This is a genomic window from Aeromonas sobria, assembly GCF_000820145.1.
In the GTDB taxonomy this organism is placed as follows: domain Bacteria; phylum Pseudomonadota; class Gammaproteobacteria; order Enterobacterales; family Aeromonadaceae; genus Aeromonas; species Aeromonas sobria.
Map to the genome: position 1 here is coordinate 24,691 of NZ_CDBW01000028.1, position 16,702 is coordinate 41,392.

General features: G+C 59.5%; 8 protein-coding genes, 2 tRNA genes and 2 riboswitches. Of the genes, 3 read left to right on the forward strand and 7 right to left on the reverse strand.

The window, feature by feature from the left end; translation table 11 throughout:
• Positions 1 to 82: 82 nt before the first annotated feature.
• From BN1135_RS12925 to BN1135_RS12955, 6 genes are all read right to left on the reverse strand, one after another.
• A tRNA-Ala gene (locus BN1135_RS12925) sits at positions 83 to 158 on the reverse strand.
• A 27-nt stretch (positions 159 to 185) separates the two neighbouring features.
• Positions 186 to 261, reverse strand: a tRNA-Ala gene (locus BN1135_RS12930).
• Positions 262 to 1,039: 778 nt separating this feature from the next.
• The gene (locus BN1135_RS12940; RefSeq protein ID WP_042021692.1) at positions 1,040 to 2,971 is read right to left on the reverse strand and encodes a glycoside hydrolase family 19 protein; all 1,932 of its coding nucleotides are present in this window, start codon (positions 2,969 to 2,971) and stop codon (positions 1,040 to 1,042) included.
• Positions 2,972 to 3,049: 78 nt separating this feature from the next.
• Positions 3,050 to 5,671: a glycosyl hydrolase family 18 protein gene (locus tag BN1135_RS12945; protein WP_042021693.1), complete on the reverse strand. Its 2,622-nt coding sequence runs from the start codon at positions 5,669 to 5,671 to the stop codon at positions 3,050 to 3,052.
• Between the two features lie 99 nt (positions 5,672 to 5,770).
• A riboswitch (cyclic di-GMP riboswitch) is annotated at positions 5,771 to 5,858 on the reverse strand.
• Between the two features lie 507 nt (positions 5,859 to 6,365).
• A complete protein-coding gene (locus BN1135_RS12950) occupies positions 6,366 to 8,960 on the reverse strand; it encodes a glycosyl hydrolase family 18 protein (protein ID WP_042021694.1) in 2,595 nt (864 codons plus the stop codon).
• 101 nt (positions 8,961 to 9,061) lie between these two features.
• Positions 9,062 to 9,149, reverse strand: a riboswitch (cyclic di-GMP riboswitch).
• Positions 9,150 to 9,383: 234 nt separating this feature from the next.
• Entirely contained in the window at positions 9,384 to 12,839 is a 3,456-nt protein-coding gene (locus tag BN1135_RS12955) for a hybrid sensor histidine kinase/response regulator (RefSeq protein WP_042021695.1), read from the reverse strand.
• A 224-nt stretch (positions 12,840 to 13,063) separates the two neighbouring features.
• Here BN1135_RS12955 and BN1135_RS12960 point away from each other — a divergent pair, with 224 nt between their 5' ends.
• The 3 genes from BN1135_RS12960 to BN1135_RS12970 are packed head-to-tail and all read left to right on the forward strand — an operon-like array spanning position 13,064 to position 15,131.
• Positions 13,064 to 13,687 carry a DUF2975 domain-containing protein gene (locus BN1135_RS12960; RefSeq protein ID WP_042021696.1) on the forward strand — a complete coding sequence of 208 codons (624 nt, stop codon included), beginning with the start codon at positions 13,064 to 13,066 and terminating at the stop codon, positions 13,685 to 13,687.
• A gap of 9 nt (positions 13,688 to 13,696) precedes the next feature.
• The gene (locus BN1135_RS12965) at positions 13,697 to 13,906 is read left to right on the forward strand and encodes a helix-turn-helix domain-containing protein (RefSeq protein ID WP_033136230.1); all 210 of its coding nucleotides are present in this window, start codon (positions 13,697 to 13,699) and stop codon (positions 13,904 to 13,906) included.
• A 7-nt stretch (positions 13,907 to 13,913) separates the two neighbouring features.
• Complete coding sequence (locus BN1135_RS12970; protein WP_042021699.1) at positions 13,914 to 15,131, forward strand: hypothetical protein; 1,218 nt, start codon at positions 13,914 to 13,916, stop codon at positions 15,129 to 15,131.
• 77 nt (positions 15,132 to 15,208) lie between these two features.
• Here BN1135_RS12970 and BN1135_RS12975 read toward each other — a convergent pair whose 3' ends face one another.
• On the reverse strand, positions 15,209 to 16,363 hold the full coding sequence (locus tag BN1135_RS12975; RefSeq protein ID WP_042021700.1) for a 3-phenylpropionate MFS transporter: 1,155 nt from the start codon (positions 16,361 to 16,363) through the stop codon (positions 15,209 to 15,211).
• Positions 16,364 to 16,702: the final 339 nt, after the last annotated feature.

Genomic DNA, 16,702 nt, shown 5'->3' on the forward strand with positions numbered 1-16,702 from the left:
CCAGCTGAGCTATAACCCCACAAAGGTCGGCCTGGGTGATACACACCGCACTGCCCTGGGCACTTCATTTCAATCAGGAACCTGGTGGAGCTACGCGGGATCGAACCGCGGACCTCTTGCATGCCATGCAAGCGCTCTCCCAGCTGAGCTATAACCCCTTTGATTCCAGATTGTTCGAGGAAAATTGGTGGAGCTACGCGGGATCGAACCGCGGACCTCTTGCATGCCATGCAAGCGCTCTCCCAGCTGAGCTATAACCCCAACTCACCTCGGCGCTGACGAAGTTATCTCCGGCAACGGAGGCGGATGATAGGCATCGTGAGCTTTGCTGTCAACCCTAAAATAACTGCCATTGATTCGTTTAGTCAAAATTGCAGCAGTCCGCTGTTTTTACCAGCAAGGAGCATGCTATCTCTCTGTTTTAGGTCACAAATCGGCTCAAACTCCGATCTCAAGCCACGATAGAGTGCAGCCCGTGCAGCAGGCCCTTTTCGGATGCAACGCTTCCGATCCCTTGCCTTTAGTGGCGGGCGCGCAAACAGACTCGCTCTCATCACCCCAATCAACCCTCTCCATGAACAAGAAACCCTTTCCATAAAGAATGTTGCACTTGAAAACCCTTTCTATGATTTTCGTAAATTTACAACATAAAAAGTTGATCCAGCTCACAGATAGCCATAGGATCAAACCGTGACCCAGGTCACACACCATAACCATAAATGACAGAGCGATGAGGTAAACCATGTTTGAGAATCTGGCAGTCCTGTTCCGCCTCAAGGGCGCAACCACCAAGAGCGGCATTGTAGAGAAAGATGCCTATGCCCCGTCCACCCGTGAATACTACTTTCGCTACGGCAAGTAAGCCGTGAAAGTATTTCACTAATAACAGTAATAAAACTACATCACGCACATCCTATCGCAGCGCCATCCAGGTGCTGTCCTGTCCCGGCCAGAGAGAGTCCTCGGCCAAACCTGAACTCCACCAAACGAGAATGGGGCCCACAGGCCCCATCTTTTATTGCATTGGCTCATTGCCGGATCACAGCTTGATCCAGGCATCGCTCCATGCGGTTCCCTTGCCTGGCTCATAAGCCCAGGCTGCACCGGAACACCAGCCGGTGTAGGGATGCGGTTTGCACTCGTAGCTGGCGCCGCCATTGCTCACGCGCTCGCCCGCTTTATAGGGAGTGCCCGCCTTGTAGGCCGGGTAGTCACCATCCGGTGGGGTTACACCCCCCTCTTCCCCTTTAACCAGCAGGGCGTGGTTAGCACTGCGACTCAGGCTCCCTTCGTCGGTCACCGTCAGCTTGATAGCCAGCTTGGTATCGGTGGCCGGCTGGGGCAGGGTCAGCTCCAGCGTAACCTGATCCAGTGCCGGAGCGGAGGCGCCGGCAGGCAGGGTCCAGGCATACGCCAGCGGCTTGCCTTCCGGATCGCTGGAATGCTGCGCGGAGAGGGTGACCTTGCTGCCGCCTTCGGCTTGCGCCGGGCCAGTGATGCTGGCCACCGGTGGCAGGTTGGTACCACCGCCATTGTCTTCAATCACCACCTCGGGATAGAAATGCTGGATGCAGCGGGTGTAATCCCCCTCCTTGAAGGCGCTGAAACGGGTCTGGTAACCCACCAGCTTGCACGCATAGCTCTTGCCGCCGTTCGGGTTCTCGGCCACATAGCTCCAGTCCTGCTCCCAATAGATAGGCAGGGCACCGGCGCCTTCGTTGTCAAAGTACTTCATCCCTTTGCAACCCAGCACTTCGTCAGCCGGTACCGGCACGGCGAGGTAGTTGGCAAACTCGCGGTAGTAGTTGATACGGTTCTGGGACTGGGCATGCTCGGCATTGCCGCCACACTCAACGCCACCGTTGATGATCTGGGTAGTCACCCCGAAACCGGGTACCAGACCGTTCTGCTTGTCATGGTCGTTCGGCTGCCAGGTGCCGTCGATGACGTGCAACATGGAAGGCTTGGGCGGCTGCGGATAGGTATAGAAGAACACCGCACTGGCGAGGTTCAACCAGCTGTCAGCCACCAGCTCCGGCTGATCGAGCAGGGTGCGCACCGTGCCAAACATCGCCTCGGAGAAGGGGCCGTAGTTGTAGTTGTAAGAGAGCTGCTTGGCACCACGACCGAAATAGCTCTTGAACTCGCCATTATCGAAGGTGCCGCATGGCCACTGCTGACCCTGCCATACGCTGGGGCTGCACTCGGCGTTGTAGCCGCCACGCATCGCTTCGGTCCAGCCCATCTCACGGACATAGACCAGCGCCTGACGCCATTCGGCTTCCGGACGCCAGCTCTCGTGGCCACCGGTCTCCTGAGCGAAGTGGGCAAACATGGTCGCCAGGGTCTTGCGACAGATAGCCTCGGCATCGCGACCATCGCTGTAGTTGCTGCACAGGGCCGGGAACTTGGCCGCCGCCTGCAGCAGACCACGGTAGCTGTACTCGGGGGCACGCAGGGGGAACAGGTAGTTGAACTGGCTCTCGCTGAGCAGGCTCTCCACCAGCTTGACGTTATCCGGGTTGTCGGCTCGGCCCGCTTGTACCGCTTCCACCACCAGATTGTCGCGGGTGGCGATGGATGCCTTGACCGCGGCCATCCCGGGGAAGTCGGTCAACGTCTGCTCTTTGGCATCCAGCTCTGCCTGGCTCATATAAACAGGAGCGGTGCTGCCATCCGGCGGTGTAGGTGTGGGTGTTGGCGGAGTGGGCTTGTCATCACCGTCGCCATTGTCCGGCGGGGTCACTTCACCTTCGCCGATCAGCTTCCACGGGGTATCCCACTCGTCGGCGGCCGCCATGCCGGGGGTCTGGCCCGGGTTGACCCACCACTTGGCTTCAAATACCTGGCCGTTGTAGTTGACCTGGCTACCGCCCGGATAGGATTTGTTAATGTTGTATGCCTCAGCCGCCCACAGGTGGCCACTGAGCATCAATCCGGCAAGCAGAAGGGTGATGCGATTTTTTTTCATTATTATTGCTCTCTTAACTTTATTAGCAGACAAAAACGGGGTCTAAACAGACCCCGCCACAATCATAATGATGTCAACTTAACGGCAGCTTGCTGCACCAACATCAACCCAGACATCGTGCTTGCCCGGCTCATTACCTTGAGTCCACCACTTGGCCTTCCATTGACGACCGTTGTGATTGGTCAGTTCCCCGCCGTTGTAGACAACCGCGGCGTTCCAACCCAGCTCAACCTGGCTCTCCAGTGACCACTGATCCGCAGTGCGGCTCGGTTCATTGCCCTGGGTCCAGTACTTGGCACGCCATACCAGCTGGTTGTGGCTCACCTTGTCACCGCCGTTGTAGACCTTGCTGGTCTGCCATGCCGGGAGGTTGGCCGCTTCCGGGTCGGTGGTATTGCATGAACCACCTTCCCCACCGTCACCGCCTTCATTGATCGGTGTAACGGTGAGACGGGTTGCCGCACTGGCGTCGAGTGCGCCATCGGAGACGGTCACAGAGAGGTCATAACCGGTTTCAACATCCACTGCAGGGCCGGTGACCACCAGGGTGGCGCTGTTCTGGCCAGTAGCCGAGATACCGGCTGGTACTTGCCATTGGTAGATCAGCTCGTCGTCATTGGGGTCGGATGCCTTGGCGGTGATGCTCACCTGCTTGCCCTCTTCTACTTTGAAGCTGGCGGGCAGAGTGACCACCGGAGGCAGGTTGGGTTGCGGTGCCTTGTTGGTCACCACCACCTGATCCTTGGCACTCAATTGATGGTCATCGGTCACGGTCAGTTCGAATACCAGCGCGGTATCGGCGCTGACAGCATTCAGATCGACTCGCACCTTGGCTTGCGTGGTATCACCCAACACGGCTTGCGGGCCGGAGACCTGCTTCCAGCTGTAGGTCAGAGTGCCTTTTTCCGGATCGTGGGAGGCTGAACCATCCAGGGTCAGGGAGGCTGGACCGGTCACAGTCAGATCGCTGCCCGCATTGGCTACCGGCGGCTTGTTGACTGGCGGGGTGATCCCCTCACCATGGCCGAGACCTTCGTGCATGGCGTTGAGGATGTCGCCGTTGTCGGCATCGATCTCCCAGGAGAAGAGGCCACCCAGCTTGTTGGCCAGCACATATTGGCCTTTCGCCTTGACTGAACGCTCGTCGTCATAGGTGATCAGCTCGCCAGTGGAGGGCTTGAACAGGGTCGCCGCTTCGGCGGTCTCGTCGTAGTTGTACTCCCAGCCTGCCCCCATGTGACTGTTGACGATGTGGCGATAGTCCAGCACGCCATCTTCCCAGGTTCCCTTGATCTTGCCGGCCGCAGTACCGGTGAAAGGATCGTTGCCTTGATAGCCGCTCACCCCTTTCCAGCCACGGCCATAGGCGGCGGCACCGATCACCAGCTTCTCGGAATCGACCCCCTGTGCCAGCAGCTGCTGCACGGCAGAATCAGTGTTGTAGCGCTTGTTGGCCGAGCCATTGGTCGCCTGATAGAGGTTGGCCTGATGGCCCAGCTGGCTATTGCTCCAGCCACCGTTGTAGTCGTAACTCATCACGAAGAGGTGATCCATGTACTGCTGGGCAGCCTTGTAATCCACATCTTCAATCTTGTCATAACCGGCACCGATGGCAGAGGTCAGCTCATAGGTGCGACCGGTCTCGGCCTCCAGCTCGTCGAGCATGGCGCGCAGCTCTTTCATGATCAGCACATAGGTAGCCCCATCCTTGGTCTTGTCACCCAGATTGGGGTTGGCGCCATCACCGCCCGGGAATTCATAGTCGATATCGACACCGTCGAAGAACTTCCAGGTCTGCAGAAACTCTTTGACCGAGGCAACGAACACATCACGCTTGGCTTTGTCATGCATGAAGAAGAAGGGATCGGAGAGAGTCCAACCACCAACAGACGGGAGAATTTTCAGGTCAGGATAGGCCTGTTTGAGGGCCATCAGGTTACCGAAGTTGCCCTTGTAGGGCTCGTCCCAAGCACCCAGCGTGCCTTGTGGTGCTTGTATCGCAGCCCAGGGATCGTGGATCGCAACCTTGAAATCTTCGCGACCGGCACAGGATTTTTGCAGCGCCTGGAAGCTCCCTTCGATCTCTTTGAGGCTGTCGTTGATGCCATCACCGCCGCAAATCGGGGTGAAGCCATAGAGGATATGGGTCAGGTTCTGGGCTGGCAGCTTGTCCACGGTAAAGTTGCGGCCGTAGACACCCCACTCGACAAAGTAGGTACCGACTACCTTGCCGGACTTGTTGGCATAGGGCTTGTTGTGCTCCTGCAGGGCAGGCTTGAGCGGCGCGAGGTGGCTGCCATCGGTATCGGCAACCACGATCTCTTTGGCATCGGACAGGGTGCAGCCATCACCGTTGCACAGCGCGACCTGCATCTGATAGCGACCACCTTTGTTCACCTTGAAGGTGGCGGTACCGGCCGCTGAAGAGGGACCAGACCACACTTCCTTGCCATCCAGCAGCACTTTGGCGGTCTGGCCAATATCGCCACTCCAGATGTTCCAGGTAACGGTGACATCGGCGGCGTCTTTGCGGGTCACCAGTTGGTTGTATGCACTCGCGGAGGGGTTGACTTCGACGATGGCAAACTTGGTGGGGCCCCAACCAATGGCAGGCTTGCCCGGAACGGCAGCATAAGCAGCAGATGAAGCGAGCAGGGTACTGACCACCATGGCCAGCAATGCGGGTTTTGGACTTAGCATATTGCTTTCCTTTACGTTATGGAAAAAACGAAAGGGCAACGCAACACGACAGGTAACACAAAAATGACCACCCCTTGGCAAAGGCAGTCTGCATAACACTGTGGTGGCCCCGCTATCCTAGGTCAACATGTCCCTTAGACCGGAAGCTTTGCGTCCCGACTTTTCAATCGGTTTGCCCTTATCACAACTTTATTCTCGGCGATAAATAATCGCTGATTGACTATATGGGTATTCAAGGGGTTAAGCAAATCCGACCATTGCCTTTTCCCACGAAAAAAACGTCACAAGCATTTAATTTATAAGGATTAATTGTTTAAAAACAGATGATTGAAACATACACTTTGTTCACAACAACAGAGGCCATGGCTTGGGCATGGATCGAGCCATAAAATAAACCGATAAAAAACAATAACTAACAAAATTGTCATTTGTGAGATGCCGAATTGATAGTGGTTTTCTCACCGCCCTTTTGTCACCGACCCCGCAAGCCCCTCCCCACCAGGTTGACCATTCAGATACGACAAAATTGTTCGTTTGACTTTACGCCCGGGACCGTAACGACCGCCCCCAACCAAAAAGTGGCATTGTGGCCAACTGAATGTCAGAACGCTGTGGTGTAAAGAGGCGCTGGCACTGATTGCCAGACAAAAAAACGGGGCATGACTGGCATGCCCCGCGACCATTCAACTCTTGTTTATTTACAGCTGGCGGCCCCCACATCCTGCCAGACATCGTGTTTACCGGGCTCATTGCCCTTGGTCCAGTACTGCGCCTTCCACTGACGGCCGTTATGGGTGGTGATCTCGCCACCGTTGTAGGCCACGTTGGCATCCCAACCCAGTTGCACCTTGCTCACCAGCAGCCACTGATCCGTGGTGCGGCTCGGCTCGTTGCCCTGAGTCCAGTACTTGGCCTGCCACACCAGCTGGTTGTGGCTCACCTTGTCACCGCTGTTATAGGTGGTTGCCGCTTTCCAGACTGGCCAATTGACCGCATCCGGATCAGTCGCCGTGCAACCACCGCCGCCGCTGGCCGGTTTGACCGTCAAACGGGTTGCCGCGCTGGCATCCAGCCCGCCGTCGGAGACGGTGAGGCTCAGATCATAACCGGTGTCGCTGGTCACGCTCGGGCCGGTCACCACCAGGGTGGCGCTGTTCTGGCCTGTCGCGGTGATGCCTGCGGGCACGTTCCACTGATAAGTTAGCGGATCGCCGTTAGGATCGGAGGCGGTGGCCTTGATGGTCACCTGCTTGCCCGCCTCGACAGAGGCTGTGGCTGGCACACTCACCACCGGCGCCAGGTTGGCTTGCGGCGCCTTGTTGGTGACAACAACCTGATCCTTGGCACTCAACTGCTGGTCATCGGTCACCGTCAGCTCAAACACCAGATTGATGTCGCTCGCCACGGCGTTCAATACCACGCGGGCCTTAGCCTGAGTGGCGTCGAGCAAGCCAGCCTGCGGCCCGGAGATCTGCTTCCAGCTGTAACTGAGAGCGCTGTTCTCCGGATCGTGGGAGGCCGAACCATCCAGCGTCACCTCGGTCGGACCGGTCACCTTGAGGTCACTGCCCGCGTTGGCCAATGGCGGCTTGTTGACAGGTGGCGTGATGCCACTGCCGTGGCCCAGCCCTTCATGCATGGCATTGAGGATGTCACCGTTGTCGGCATCAATCTCCCAGGAGAAAAGACCACCGAGCTGGTTGGCCAGCACATACTGCCCCTTGGCCTTGACCGAACGCTCATTGTCATAGGTGATGAGATCGCCAGTGGCCGCCTTGAACAGATAGGGCCCCTCGGCCACTTCGTCATAGCCCTGCTCCCAGCCAGCCCCCATCCGGTTGTTGACGATGTCGCGGTAATCCACTACCCCGTCTTCCCAGGTTCCTTTCACCTTGCCGGTCGCCTTGCCGGTGAAGGGGTTGTTACCCTGATAGCCGCTCACCCCGGTCCAGCCACGACCATACATGGCGGCACCGACCACCAGCTTGCCAGGATCTACCCCCTGCGCCAGCAGCTGATTGACCGCCTTGTCGGTGGTGTACTTGGTATTGGGATCCCAGCTCGCCGCATAGAGGTTGGTCTGGTGACCCAGCTCTGTGTTGCTCCAGCCACCGTTGTAGTCGTAGGTCATCATGAAGATGTGATCCATGTAGGGCTGGGCTGCCTTGTAGTCCACATCCTGGATCTTGTCGCCACCTGCCCCGATGGCCGAGGTGAGCTCATACTGGCGACCGGTCTCGGCCTCCAGCTCGTCGAGCATGGCCCGCAGCTCCTTCATCAGGGTCACATAGGTGGCACCATCGCTCGGGCTACCCAGCTTCGGGTTGGCGCCCTGTCCGCCCGGGTACTCCCAGTCGATATCCACGCCGTCGAAGAATTTCCAGGTCTGCAGGAACTCCTTCACCGAGCCGACGAACACATCACGCTTGGTTTTGTCACCGAGGAAATAGAAGGGGTCGGAGAGGGTCCAGCCGCCGACCGAGGGGAGGATCTTGAGGTTCGGATAAGCCTGTTTCAGGGCCATCAGGTTGCCAAAGTTGCCGTTGTAGGGCTCATCCCAAGCGGAGAGATTGCCTTGCGACATCTGGACGGCAGCCCAGGGATCGTGCATCGCCACCTTGAAGTCGGCGCGACCGGCACACGCTTTCTGCAGCGCCTGGAAGCTCCCTTCGATCTCTTTGAGGCTGTCGTTGAGGCCATCCCCGCCACAGATGGGGGTGAAACCATAGAGGATATGGGTCAGGTTCTGGGCAGGGATCTTGTCTACGGTAAACTTGCGGCCATAGACTCCCCACTCCACATAGTAAGTCCCTACCACCTTGCCGGACTTGTTGGCGTAGGGCTTGTTGTTCTCCTGCAGCGCGGCCTTGAGTGGCGCCAGATGGCTGCCGTCGGTATCGGCGACCACTATCTCCTTCTTGTCGGAGAGGGTACATCCATCGGCGTTGCAGAGGGCTATCTGAGCCTGGTAGCGCCCCCCTTTCTTCACCTTGAATTTAGCCGTTCCTGCAGCGGCAGAGGGGCCGGACCACATCTCCTTGCCATCAAACAGCACCTTGGCGGTCTGGCCAATATCGCCACTCCAGAGGTTCCAGCTCACTTCGACGTCAGCGGCATCCTTCCGCTTGACCAGATTGTTGTAGGCGCTGGCGGCTTGATCGACCTCCACAATGGCAAACTTGGTGGGGCCCGCGGCAATGGCAGGCTTGCCGGGGGGCGCAGCATAAACGGAAGTGGCACAACAGAGACCGACCGCGAGGGCCAGCATGGTAGGCTTTGGACTTAGCATTGTTATATTTCCCTATTTCGTTATGTAGGCAACGAAAAGGGCGACGCCCTGACAGGTAACCCAGAAGCAGTGCGGCCTCTTGGCAAAGGTGCACAACAACCTGTGGTGGCCCCGCTATCTCAAGTACGGCTCATCCCTGGACCGGAAGCTTTGCGTCCCGATCTCGCGATCGGTTTGCCCTTTAGCTACTTCATTCGCGATAAAAATAATCGCATCCCGACTATAGAGTGAGCGGATCAGGTGCGCTACTGTCGACTTTCACAACAAGTGGCTGACCAGAATGGCTATCGGTCGTTATCACACGAAATAGTGAAGGGATCATCGCCAATCCGGGGCCATGTATGACGAACCACCATGACGATGGTTGTCACCATATTTGTGCGGTTTTGTGAACCGGTTCACGGCTTGCCGCCCCGGATGCGGCTATCGCAGCAGCAGGCTGTTCATCAGCGCCCGCAGTTTGAGCGGTTTGACCGGCTTGCTGATGTAGCCATACCCCCGCTCGCGGATCTGCGCCTGCAACTCGCTCTTGCGATCGGCACTGATGATGATGCCTCCCAGCTCGTCGCCACACACCCGTTGCAGGGCAGCCAGCGCCTCCAGCCCGGTCTTGCAATCGTCGAGGTGATAGTCAGAGAGCACCAGCTTGGGCACAAACCCGTCTGCCACCTGCGCCTCGGCTTCGGCCAGATCGACAGCGCAGCGCACCTCGCAGCCCCAACGGCTAAGCAGGGTGCTCATGGCGGTCAGAATGTCCCGCTCGTTGTCGATGCAGAGCACGGTCACCCCTTCCAGCTGGCTGTCGCGCACTACCGGCGCCGCCAGCTGATGAGCTGTGACCTGTCGGGTCGCCAGATTAAGGGTCACCGCAAAGACCGACCCCTTGCCCGGCCAGCTCTGCAGGGTGAGCTGATGACCGAGCACCTGCGAGATGCCGCGGGCGATGGCGAGACCCAGACCCAGCCCCTGCTCCTTGGCGGTGCGGGAGTGATCGAGGCGGGAGAACTCGTCGAAAATTGCCTCCTGCTTATCCTGCGGGATGCCGGGGCCGTTGTCCCACACCTCGATGCGGATCTTCTCCCCAAACCGGCGACAACCGAGCAGCACCCGGCCAGCCGGGTTGTAGCGAAACGCATTGGTGAGGAAGTTCTGCAGCACCCGCCGCAGCAGCCGCACATCGCTGTGTACTGCATGCTTGCTCTCCACCACCGAGAAGTGGATTCCCCCCGCCTGCGCCAGCACGCCAAACTCCGCCTTGAGGTTGTCGAACAGATCGCGCAAGGCAAAATCGAGCTTTTTGGCCTTGAACTTGCCCGCTTCGAGCCGCGAGATATCGAGCAGATCGGTGATGAGATCTTCGGTCGCCCCCAATGCATCGTCGATATGGCGGGCGATGCGGGCCTGATCACCAGATGCTGGCAGCATCTCCAACAGGGAGGAGGTAAACAGCTTGGCGGCATTGAGAGGCTGAGTCAGATCGTGGCTGACCGCCGCCAGAAAACGGCTCTTGGAGTGGTTGGCCCGCTCCACCTGCTGGTTCACCAGCAGCAGCTGGCGGTTGAGTTCGGAGAGCTCGTGGGTGCGCTCGGCCACCCGCGCCTCCAGATGTTCGTTCGCTTCGCGCAGCACCCGTTCCGCATCGCGAAACGGGGTGATGTCGGTAAAGGTCATGACGAAACCACCGGCGGGCATAGGGTTGCCCTGCATCTCGATAACCCGCCCGTCCGGGCGCTCTCGCGCCGAGATATGGGCGCTGCCGCGCTTCATAAAGGCGACCCGCCGTGCCACATGGTCCTCGATATCGCCGGGGCCACAGAGCCCCTGCTCGGCGTTGTAGCGGATGATCTGCTCGATGGAGCGCCCCGCCTGAATAAGCCCCGGAGGATAGTGGAACAGCTCGATGTAGCGGCGATTCCAGGCCACCAGCCTGAGCTCCCGATCCACCACAGAGATCCCCTGCCCGATATGCTCGATCGCCCCCTGCAGCAGGCCGCGGTTGAAGCGAAACACGTCGGAGGCCTCATCGACAATGGTGGCAATCTCCTCCAGTTGCATGTTGCGCCCCTGCAGGGCCGAGGCGAGCACCAACCGCGCCGACGAGGTGCCAAATACCCCTGCCAGCAGCCGCTCGGTGTGGGCGATCAGCTCGGCCGAAGCCTGCATCTGGGGCGCCAAGGTGCCGCCCCGCTCACCGGCGAAGCGGCCAAAGGCGCGCTTAACCCGGCTCGAACCGACGAAGCGAGCCGCCAGCATCTCCAGCTCCTTGACCGAGACCCGCGCCTGATAGAGGGCGGCGGTATCACGGCTCGGCTTGCCGACGAAGTTGGCCGCTTGCAGCCGCTCGCTCACCGCCGGGCGCGACAGCAGGGAACCCACCACGTAGCCGAGCAGGTTGAGCACGAGACTCAGGAAGATGCACCAGGCGCCCAGGCTAAGATCGCGAAACGCGGGCCAGTCCGGCGGTGCCAGCAGCTCGGCCAGCGGTGAACCGGCCAGCAACCCGCTCTCCACCAGCAGGGTCACGAACCAGAGACTCACCCCGAGGAAGAGACCAAGATAGACCCCCTTGCGATTGCCGTGGCGCCAGTAGAGACCGAGCAGCAGGGCCGGCGCAAACTGGGCCACTGCGCCAAACGAGAGATAGCCGATGCGGGAGAGACTGGTGAGATCACCGAGCCAGAGGTAGAGCCCCCAGGCCGCCAGCAAGATCAGCAGGATGGCGCCACGGCGCACCTGCAGCAGCAGCCGCACCAGCCGCTCGTCGCGCCCCTGCCGCCAAAAACGGCGCAGCAGCACCGGCAGCACCAGATCGTTGCTCACCATGATCGCCAGCGCTATGGTGCAGACGATCACCATGCCGGTGGCCGCCGAGGTGCCGCCGAGAAAGGCCAGCATCGCCATACCATCAAAACCGAGGGCCATCGGCAGGCTGATCACATAGGTGTCAGAAGCCACCTCAGCCCCCAGCCACAGCTTGCCCGCCAGCGCCAGTGGCCAGATAAAGAGCCCCATCACGAACAGGTAGAGCGGGAAGATCCAGCGCGCCCAGTGGAGATCCTGCCCCTGATTGTTCTCCACCACAGTCACATGAAACTGGCGCGGCAGGCAGATGACGGCGCACATCGCCAGTACCGTATAGATGGCGAGCTCCAGCAGGTTGCCGGGGCTCACCGCCATCACCTGCGTAAAGAAGTCGCGGGTCACCTGCTCGTGGGCAACGCCGGGTTTGCTCAAAATCAGCCATAGGGCAAAGCCCCCCACCGCGATAAAGGCCAGCAGCTTCACCACCGATTCGAAGGCGATGGCCACCACCATCCCCCTGTGGTGCTCGGTGGCATCGAGATGGCGAGTACCGAACAGGATGCTGAACAGCGCCAACAGCAGAGTGACCCCGAGCGCCAGCTCGCTGGTGTTGCTGGTCGGGCTGATGCCACCGCTATTGACCATCAGCAGATCCAGCCCGGTGACGATGGCTTTGAGCTGCAACACCAGATAGGGGAGGATCCCCATGATGGCGATGAGAGAGATCACCATGGCGAGCCGCTGGGATTTGCCGTAACGGGCAGCGATAAAGTCGGCGATGGAGGTGATGTGCTCGCGCTTGGCCACCAGAATGAGGCGAGCCAGCAGCCGCCAGCCAAACAGAAAGACCAGCATGGGGCCAAGGTAGATGGGCACCGGCGACCAGGGGGATTCACTCGCCTGCCCCACGGTGCCGAAGAAGGTCCAGGAGGTGCAGTAGACCGCCAGCGACAGACTGTAGAGCAGCGGTTGCCCCTTGAGACGGTGCCGTTTGTGCTTGTCTGCCACGAAGGCGATCAGAAACAGCAGCCCCAGATAGGTGAGCGACAATCCGATCAGCAGCCATCCCTGGTGCATCGATAACTCCTTGTCCATGTTGAGTTTTTGTATACAACCTCGCCAGTCTAGAGAGGCAGCAGCCAAAAGTCATCCCCTTCGGACAGATTGAAATTATCGTTTTTCAATAAGTTTTGCCTTGACTGTATATCGTAAAACGATAAACATTCGCCCATCTGCATATTGATAAACAATAAACTTAAAACCATTCCGCCAGCGGGATGGCGCCCACCATGAGGTTCATGATGAGAACGACCAAACTTGAACGCCTGAGCGTTCTGATCGAGTGGCTGCTGCTGTTTGCCCTGCTCGCCACCCCCACCATTACCCTGATGGAGACCTGGTCCCACCTGTTGGGCGGCAATGACCTGCTGCAAGAGGAGCTCAACCAGATCATCCACAGCAGCGGCTCGCACATTCTCAACGGCGTGCCGCTGGCCAATGGTGAAACGCCATCCCTCGACCTCATCCCGCAGCCCCCCCTTACCATGGCCGACTATCCGCTGCGCACCGCCAACCGGCTGCTCGGCACCCTGGTGCAGTTGCTGCCGGATCTGGTCTTCATGCTGATGCTGTGGCAACTGCGTCAGCTGTTTCGTGGCTACCGCGCCGGTCTGCTCTTCACCTTCGAGCAGATCCGCCGCTATCGGCAGATCGGTGTGCTGCTCTGTGTATCCTTCCTGGTCGAGCTGATCCAGACCCCCTTGCTCGATACCGTCCTCACCATGAGCGGCCCCGAGATACATGGCTCCGTCTCTATCAGCTCGTCCGATTTCCGGCTGCTGCTAGCGGGACTCATCGTACTGGCGCTGGCACTGGTGATGCGCGAGGCCAAACTGCTGGCCGACGAACAGCAACTGACGGTGTAAGGGGAGCCTATGTCCATCATCATCCGGCTCGATGCCCTGCTGGCCGAACGCAAGATGACAGCCCGCGAGCTGGCCCAGCGCATCGACATCACCGAGGCCAACCTCTCGATCCTCAAAAATGGCCACGCCAAAGCGGTGCGCTTCTCCACCCTGGAGGCCATCTGCCGTGAACTCAAATGCCAGCCCGGCGATCTGCTGGGCTACGAGCAGGAGCGCTAACCCCCTTATGAGTCGTCATCTCACCCTGTTTGCCCTGTGGCTGCTGCCACTGTGGGCCTGCGCCGCCGATGGCACGAGCGGCCCCCGCTACCTTATCGAACAGGGCGCCAGCGCCAATCTGTTGCAAGTTCACCTCACCATGCAGGGTGATCCCCCTTTTACCCTACTCCCCGCCCGCCAGTTGCCGGGCAGTGCAACGCCGGTTTCCCCCGCGCTGGTCTGCCTTGCAGACAATCAGCCGGTTGCCCTCAACCAGCCCTTCTCTTGCAAGGAGATCGGCTGGCAGATCACTCTCACACCAGTTCCGGCACAGGGAGCGGATGCCTCGGCCCAACAGTCGCTTCTGTTTGCCCCCAACCAGTGGTTATTGACCGAGTGGGGCAATCTGGTGCGCCAGCTGGGGAGCCGCCGAGGGGAGATCTGTCTGCCGGATGGCTCCTGCCAACCGCTACCGAGTGTCAACCAGCCGCCGCTGATCCTGCCATTTGGTCTGGCCACTGTGCCTGTCAACAAGTCAGCTCCGCGGCTGGTGCTGAGCCATGATGAGACCGCCAATCAGCTCGATCTGCCAGCCATGCAGCAGCAACTGAATGAGATCATCGACTATCTGGCCTTCCAGCTCGATGTGGATCCGCCCACTCACCCGTGGCAACTGGTGTGGCTCGGGCGAGATGTGGCGACCCACTCCCTCGGTGGAGCCGCCGGGGATCAGGTGTTTGTCGCAAACTACCCCACCATGAATGGCAAGCCGACGCCACAGGCGCCCCTGCGCCTGCTACGCACCTCGGCCCACGAGGCGGTGCACATCCTCAGCGCTCGCCGCGCTGCTCCACAGCCCACCTGGGTCGAAGAGAGCCTCGCCGAATACCTCGCCATCAAGGCGCTGCGCCGCTTTCGGCTGCATCAGGTCACGGCGGTCAACGAGCTGGCCGAGCGAGGCAAACAGCTACCCCATAACGAGAGCGGCCTCTATCGGGCAGCTCGCGAGGTGATGGCGGGCGATCGCTCCTACTACCCGCTCTTTTACGTCAAGGGGAGCGCCTTCTGGGAAGCGCTGGATCGGGAGCTGCAACACAATGACGCCACGCTGGCGCAACTATTGCCCCAATTGGGCTGGCTGCCGGATGGCCGCTTTGATGCCGCCTCCAATGAGCTGCTTGCCGGCACCATCGGCTCGGATACCTGGCGCCGCCTCAGCCGCTACTATCTTGGCGAACCACAGTAACACCGCTAACCGCAGCAACGAAAAAGGGAGAGCCGTGGCTCTCCCTGTTGCTAGGTGATGATTCAGATAGCCCGGTATCAGGCCGGAGCACTCTCCTGCGCAGAGGGCGCAAAGGGGCGCAGCCGCAGGAAGAACACCGGCAACACCACCAGCACCATCAGGAAGAAGATGCCGCCGCCGAGGGGCTCGAACAGTACGCCGCAGACTGCCATCAGGGCCGCCACCGTCATGCCGAGGCCCAGGGCCGCATAGAGTGCCTGGGTCGGGATCAACTGCTCGGCGGGCAGCTGGCGAGTCATGAAACGCACCGCCCCCAGATGGCTCATGCCGAACGTGACCGCGTGCAGCAGTTGCCCCAGCACCAGCACCCACAGCTCGGTCGAGGCCCCCAACAATACCCAGCGCACCACACAACCGATGGCACCGGCGATAAAGAGGCTCTGAGCGCCAAAGCGCTGCAAGAACCGCTTGTCGGCGGCGAACATGCAGATCTCCGCCACTACCCCTAGCGCCCACAGATAACCGATGATGGTGCCGCTATATCCCTGCGCCTTCCAGTAGATGGCACTGAAGCCGTAATAGGCGGCGTGGCTCCCCTGCAGCAGAGCGGTCAGCAGCAGGAAACGGCGCACCGGTGCGCTGCGCAGGGTTACCAGCAAAGAGGCCTTGGCCCGCTCGCCCTGGCTATCCTGTGGCGCCGGATAGAGCGGCAGCCAGCTGAGCAGCAGCATCAGTACCAGCCCCGCCACCATGGTGTGCAAAATCCACTCGCTGCCAAAATTCCCCACCAGCGCCCCCACCAGCGTCGAGGCGACGATAAAGGCAAACGAACCGCACAGCCGCACCTTGCCGTAATCGAGATGAGCCTGCACCACCATGCGGGTCGCCAGCGCCTCCCCCACCGGCATCAGGGTCGGATAGATAAAGTTCGCCAGCAGGGTCAAGCCCACCAGCCACCAAAGGTTATGACTGAGGTAGAAGCCGAGAAACGCCAGCAGACTGAGCAGGGAGAGCAATCGGGTAACCGGCAGCAGATGGCCAGCCCCCTTGATCTGCCCCATCACCATCAGGTTGCCGGCAAAGCGGATCGCCATCCCAGCCCCCAACAGAAGACCAATCATCTCGGCGCTGACGCCCACCCCCTCCAGCCAGAGCGACCAGAACGGCAAGTAAGCGCCGTAGACGAAATAGAAGGCGCCGAAAAAGAGCGCTAACCAGGAGAACGCGGGCATAGATCCTCTGCAACCGGATGACGGGAGCAGAATGATAACCCATCCGCCCCCGCAGATCCCGATGGGGGCCCCACAGAAAAATCGAAAAAACCTCAATAAAATTGAACTATTACCGAAGAAGCAGGGTCTACCTGGTAACACCTCCTCCTGGTTAGTGTTGCAATCCTTCCACCCGCCCATGGCGGGTTTCTTTTTTGTGCCTTAATTACTTTTTCTCATTACCTGGATCTGCATCTCGCATTCAAATTTAAATCCATCCTCACAACGAAAAATCATCTGGATACAGCACATCTTCAGGCTACCCTGCAACTAAAATTTTTATAACAATAAAAAACACCG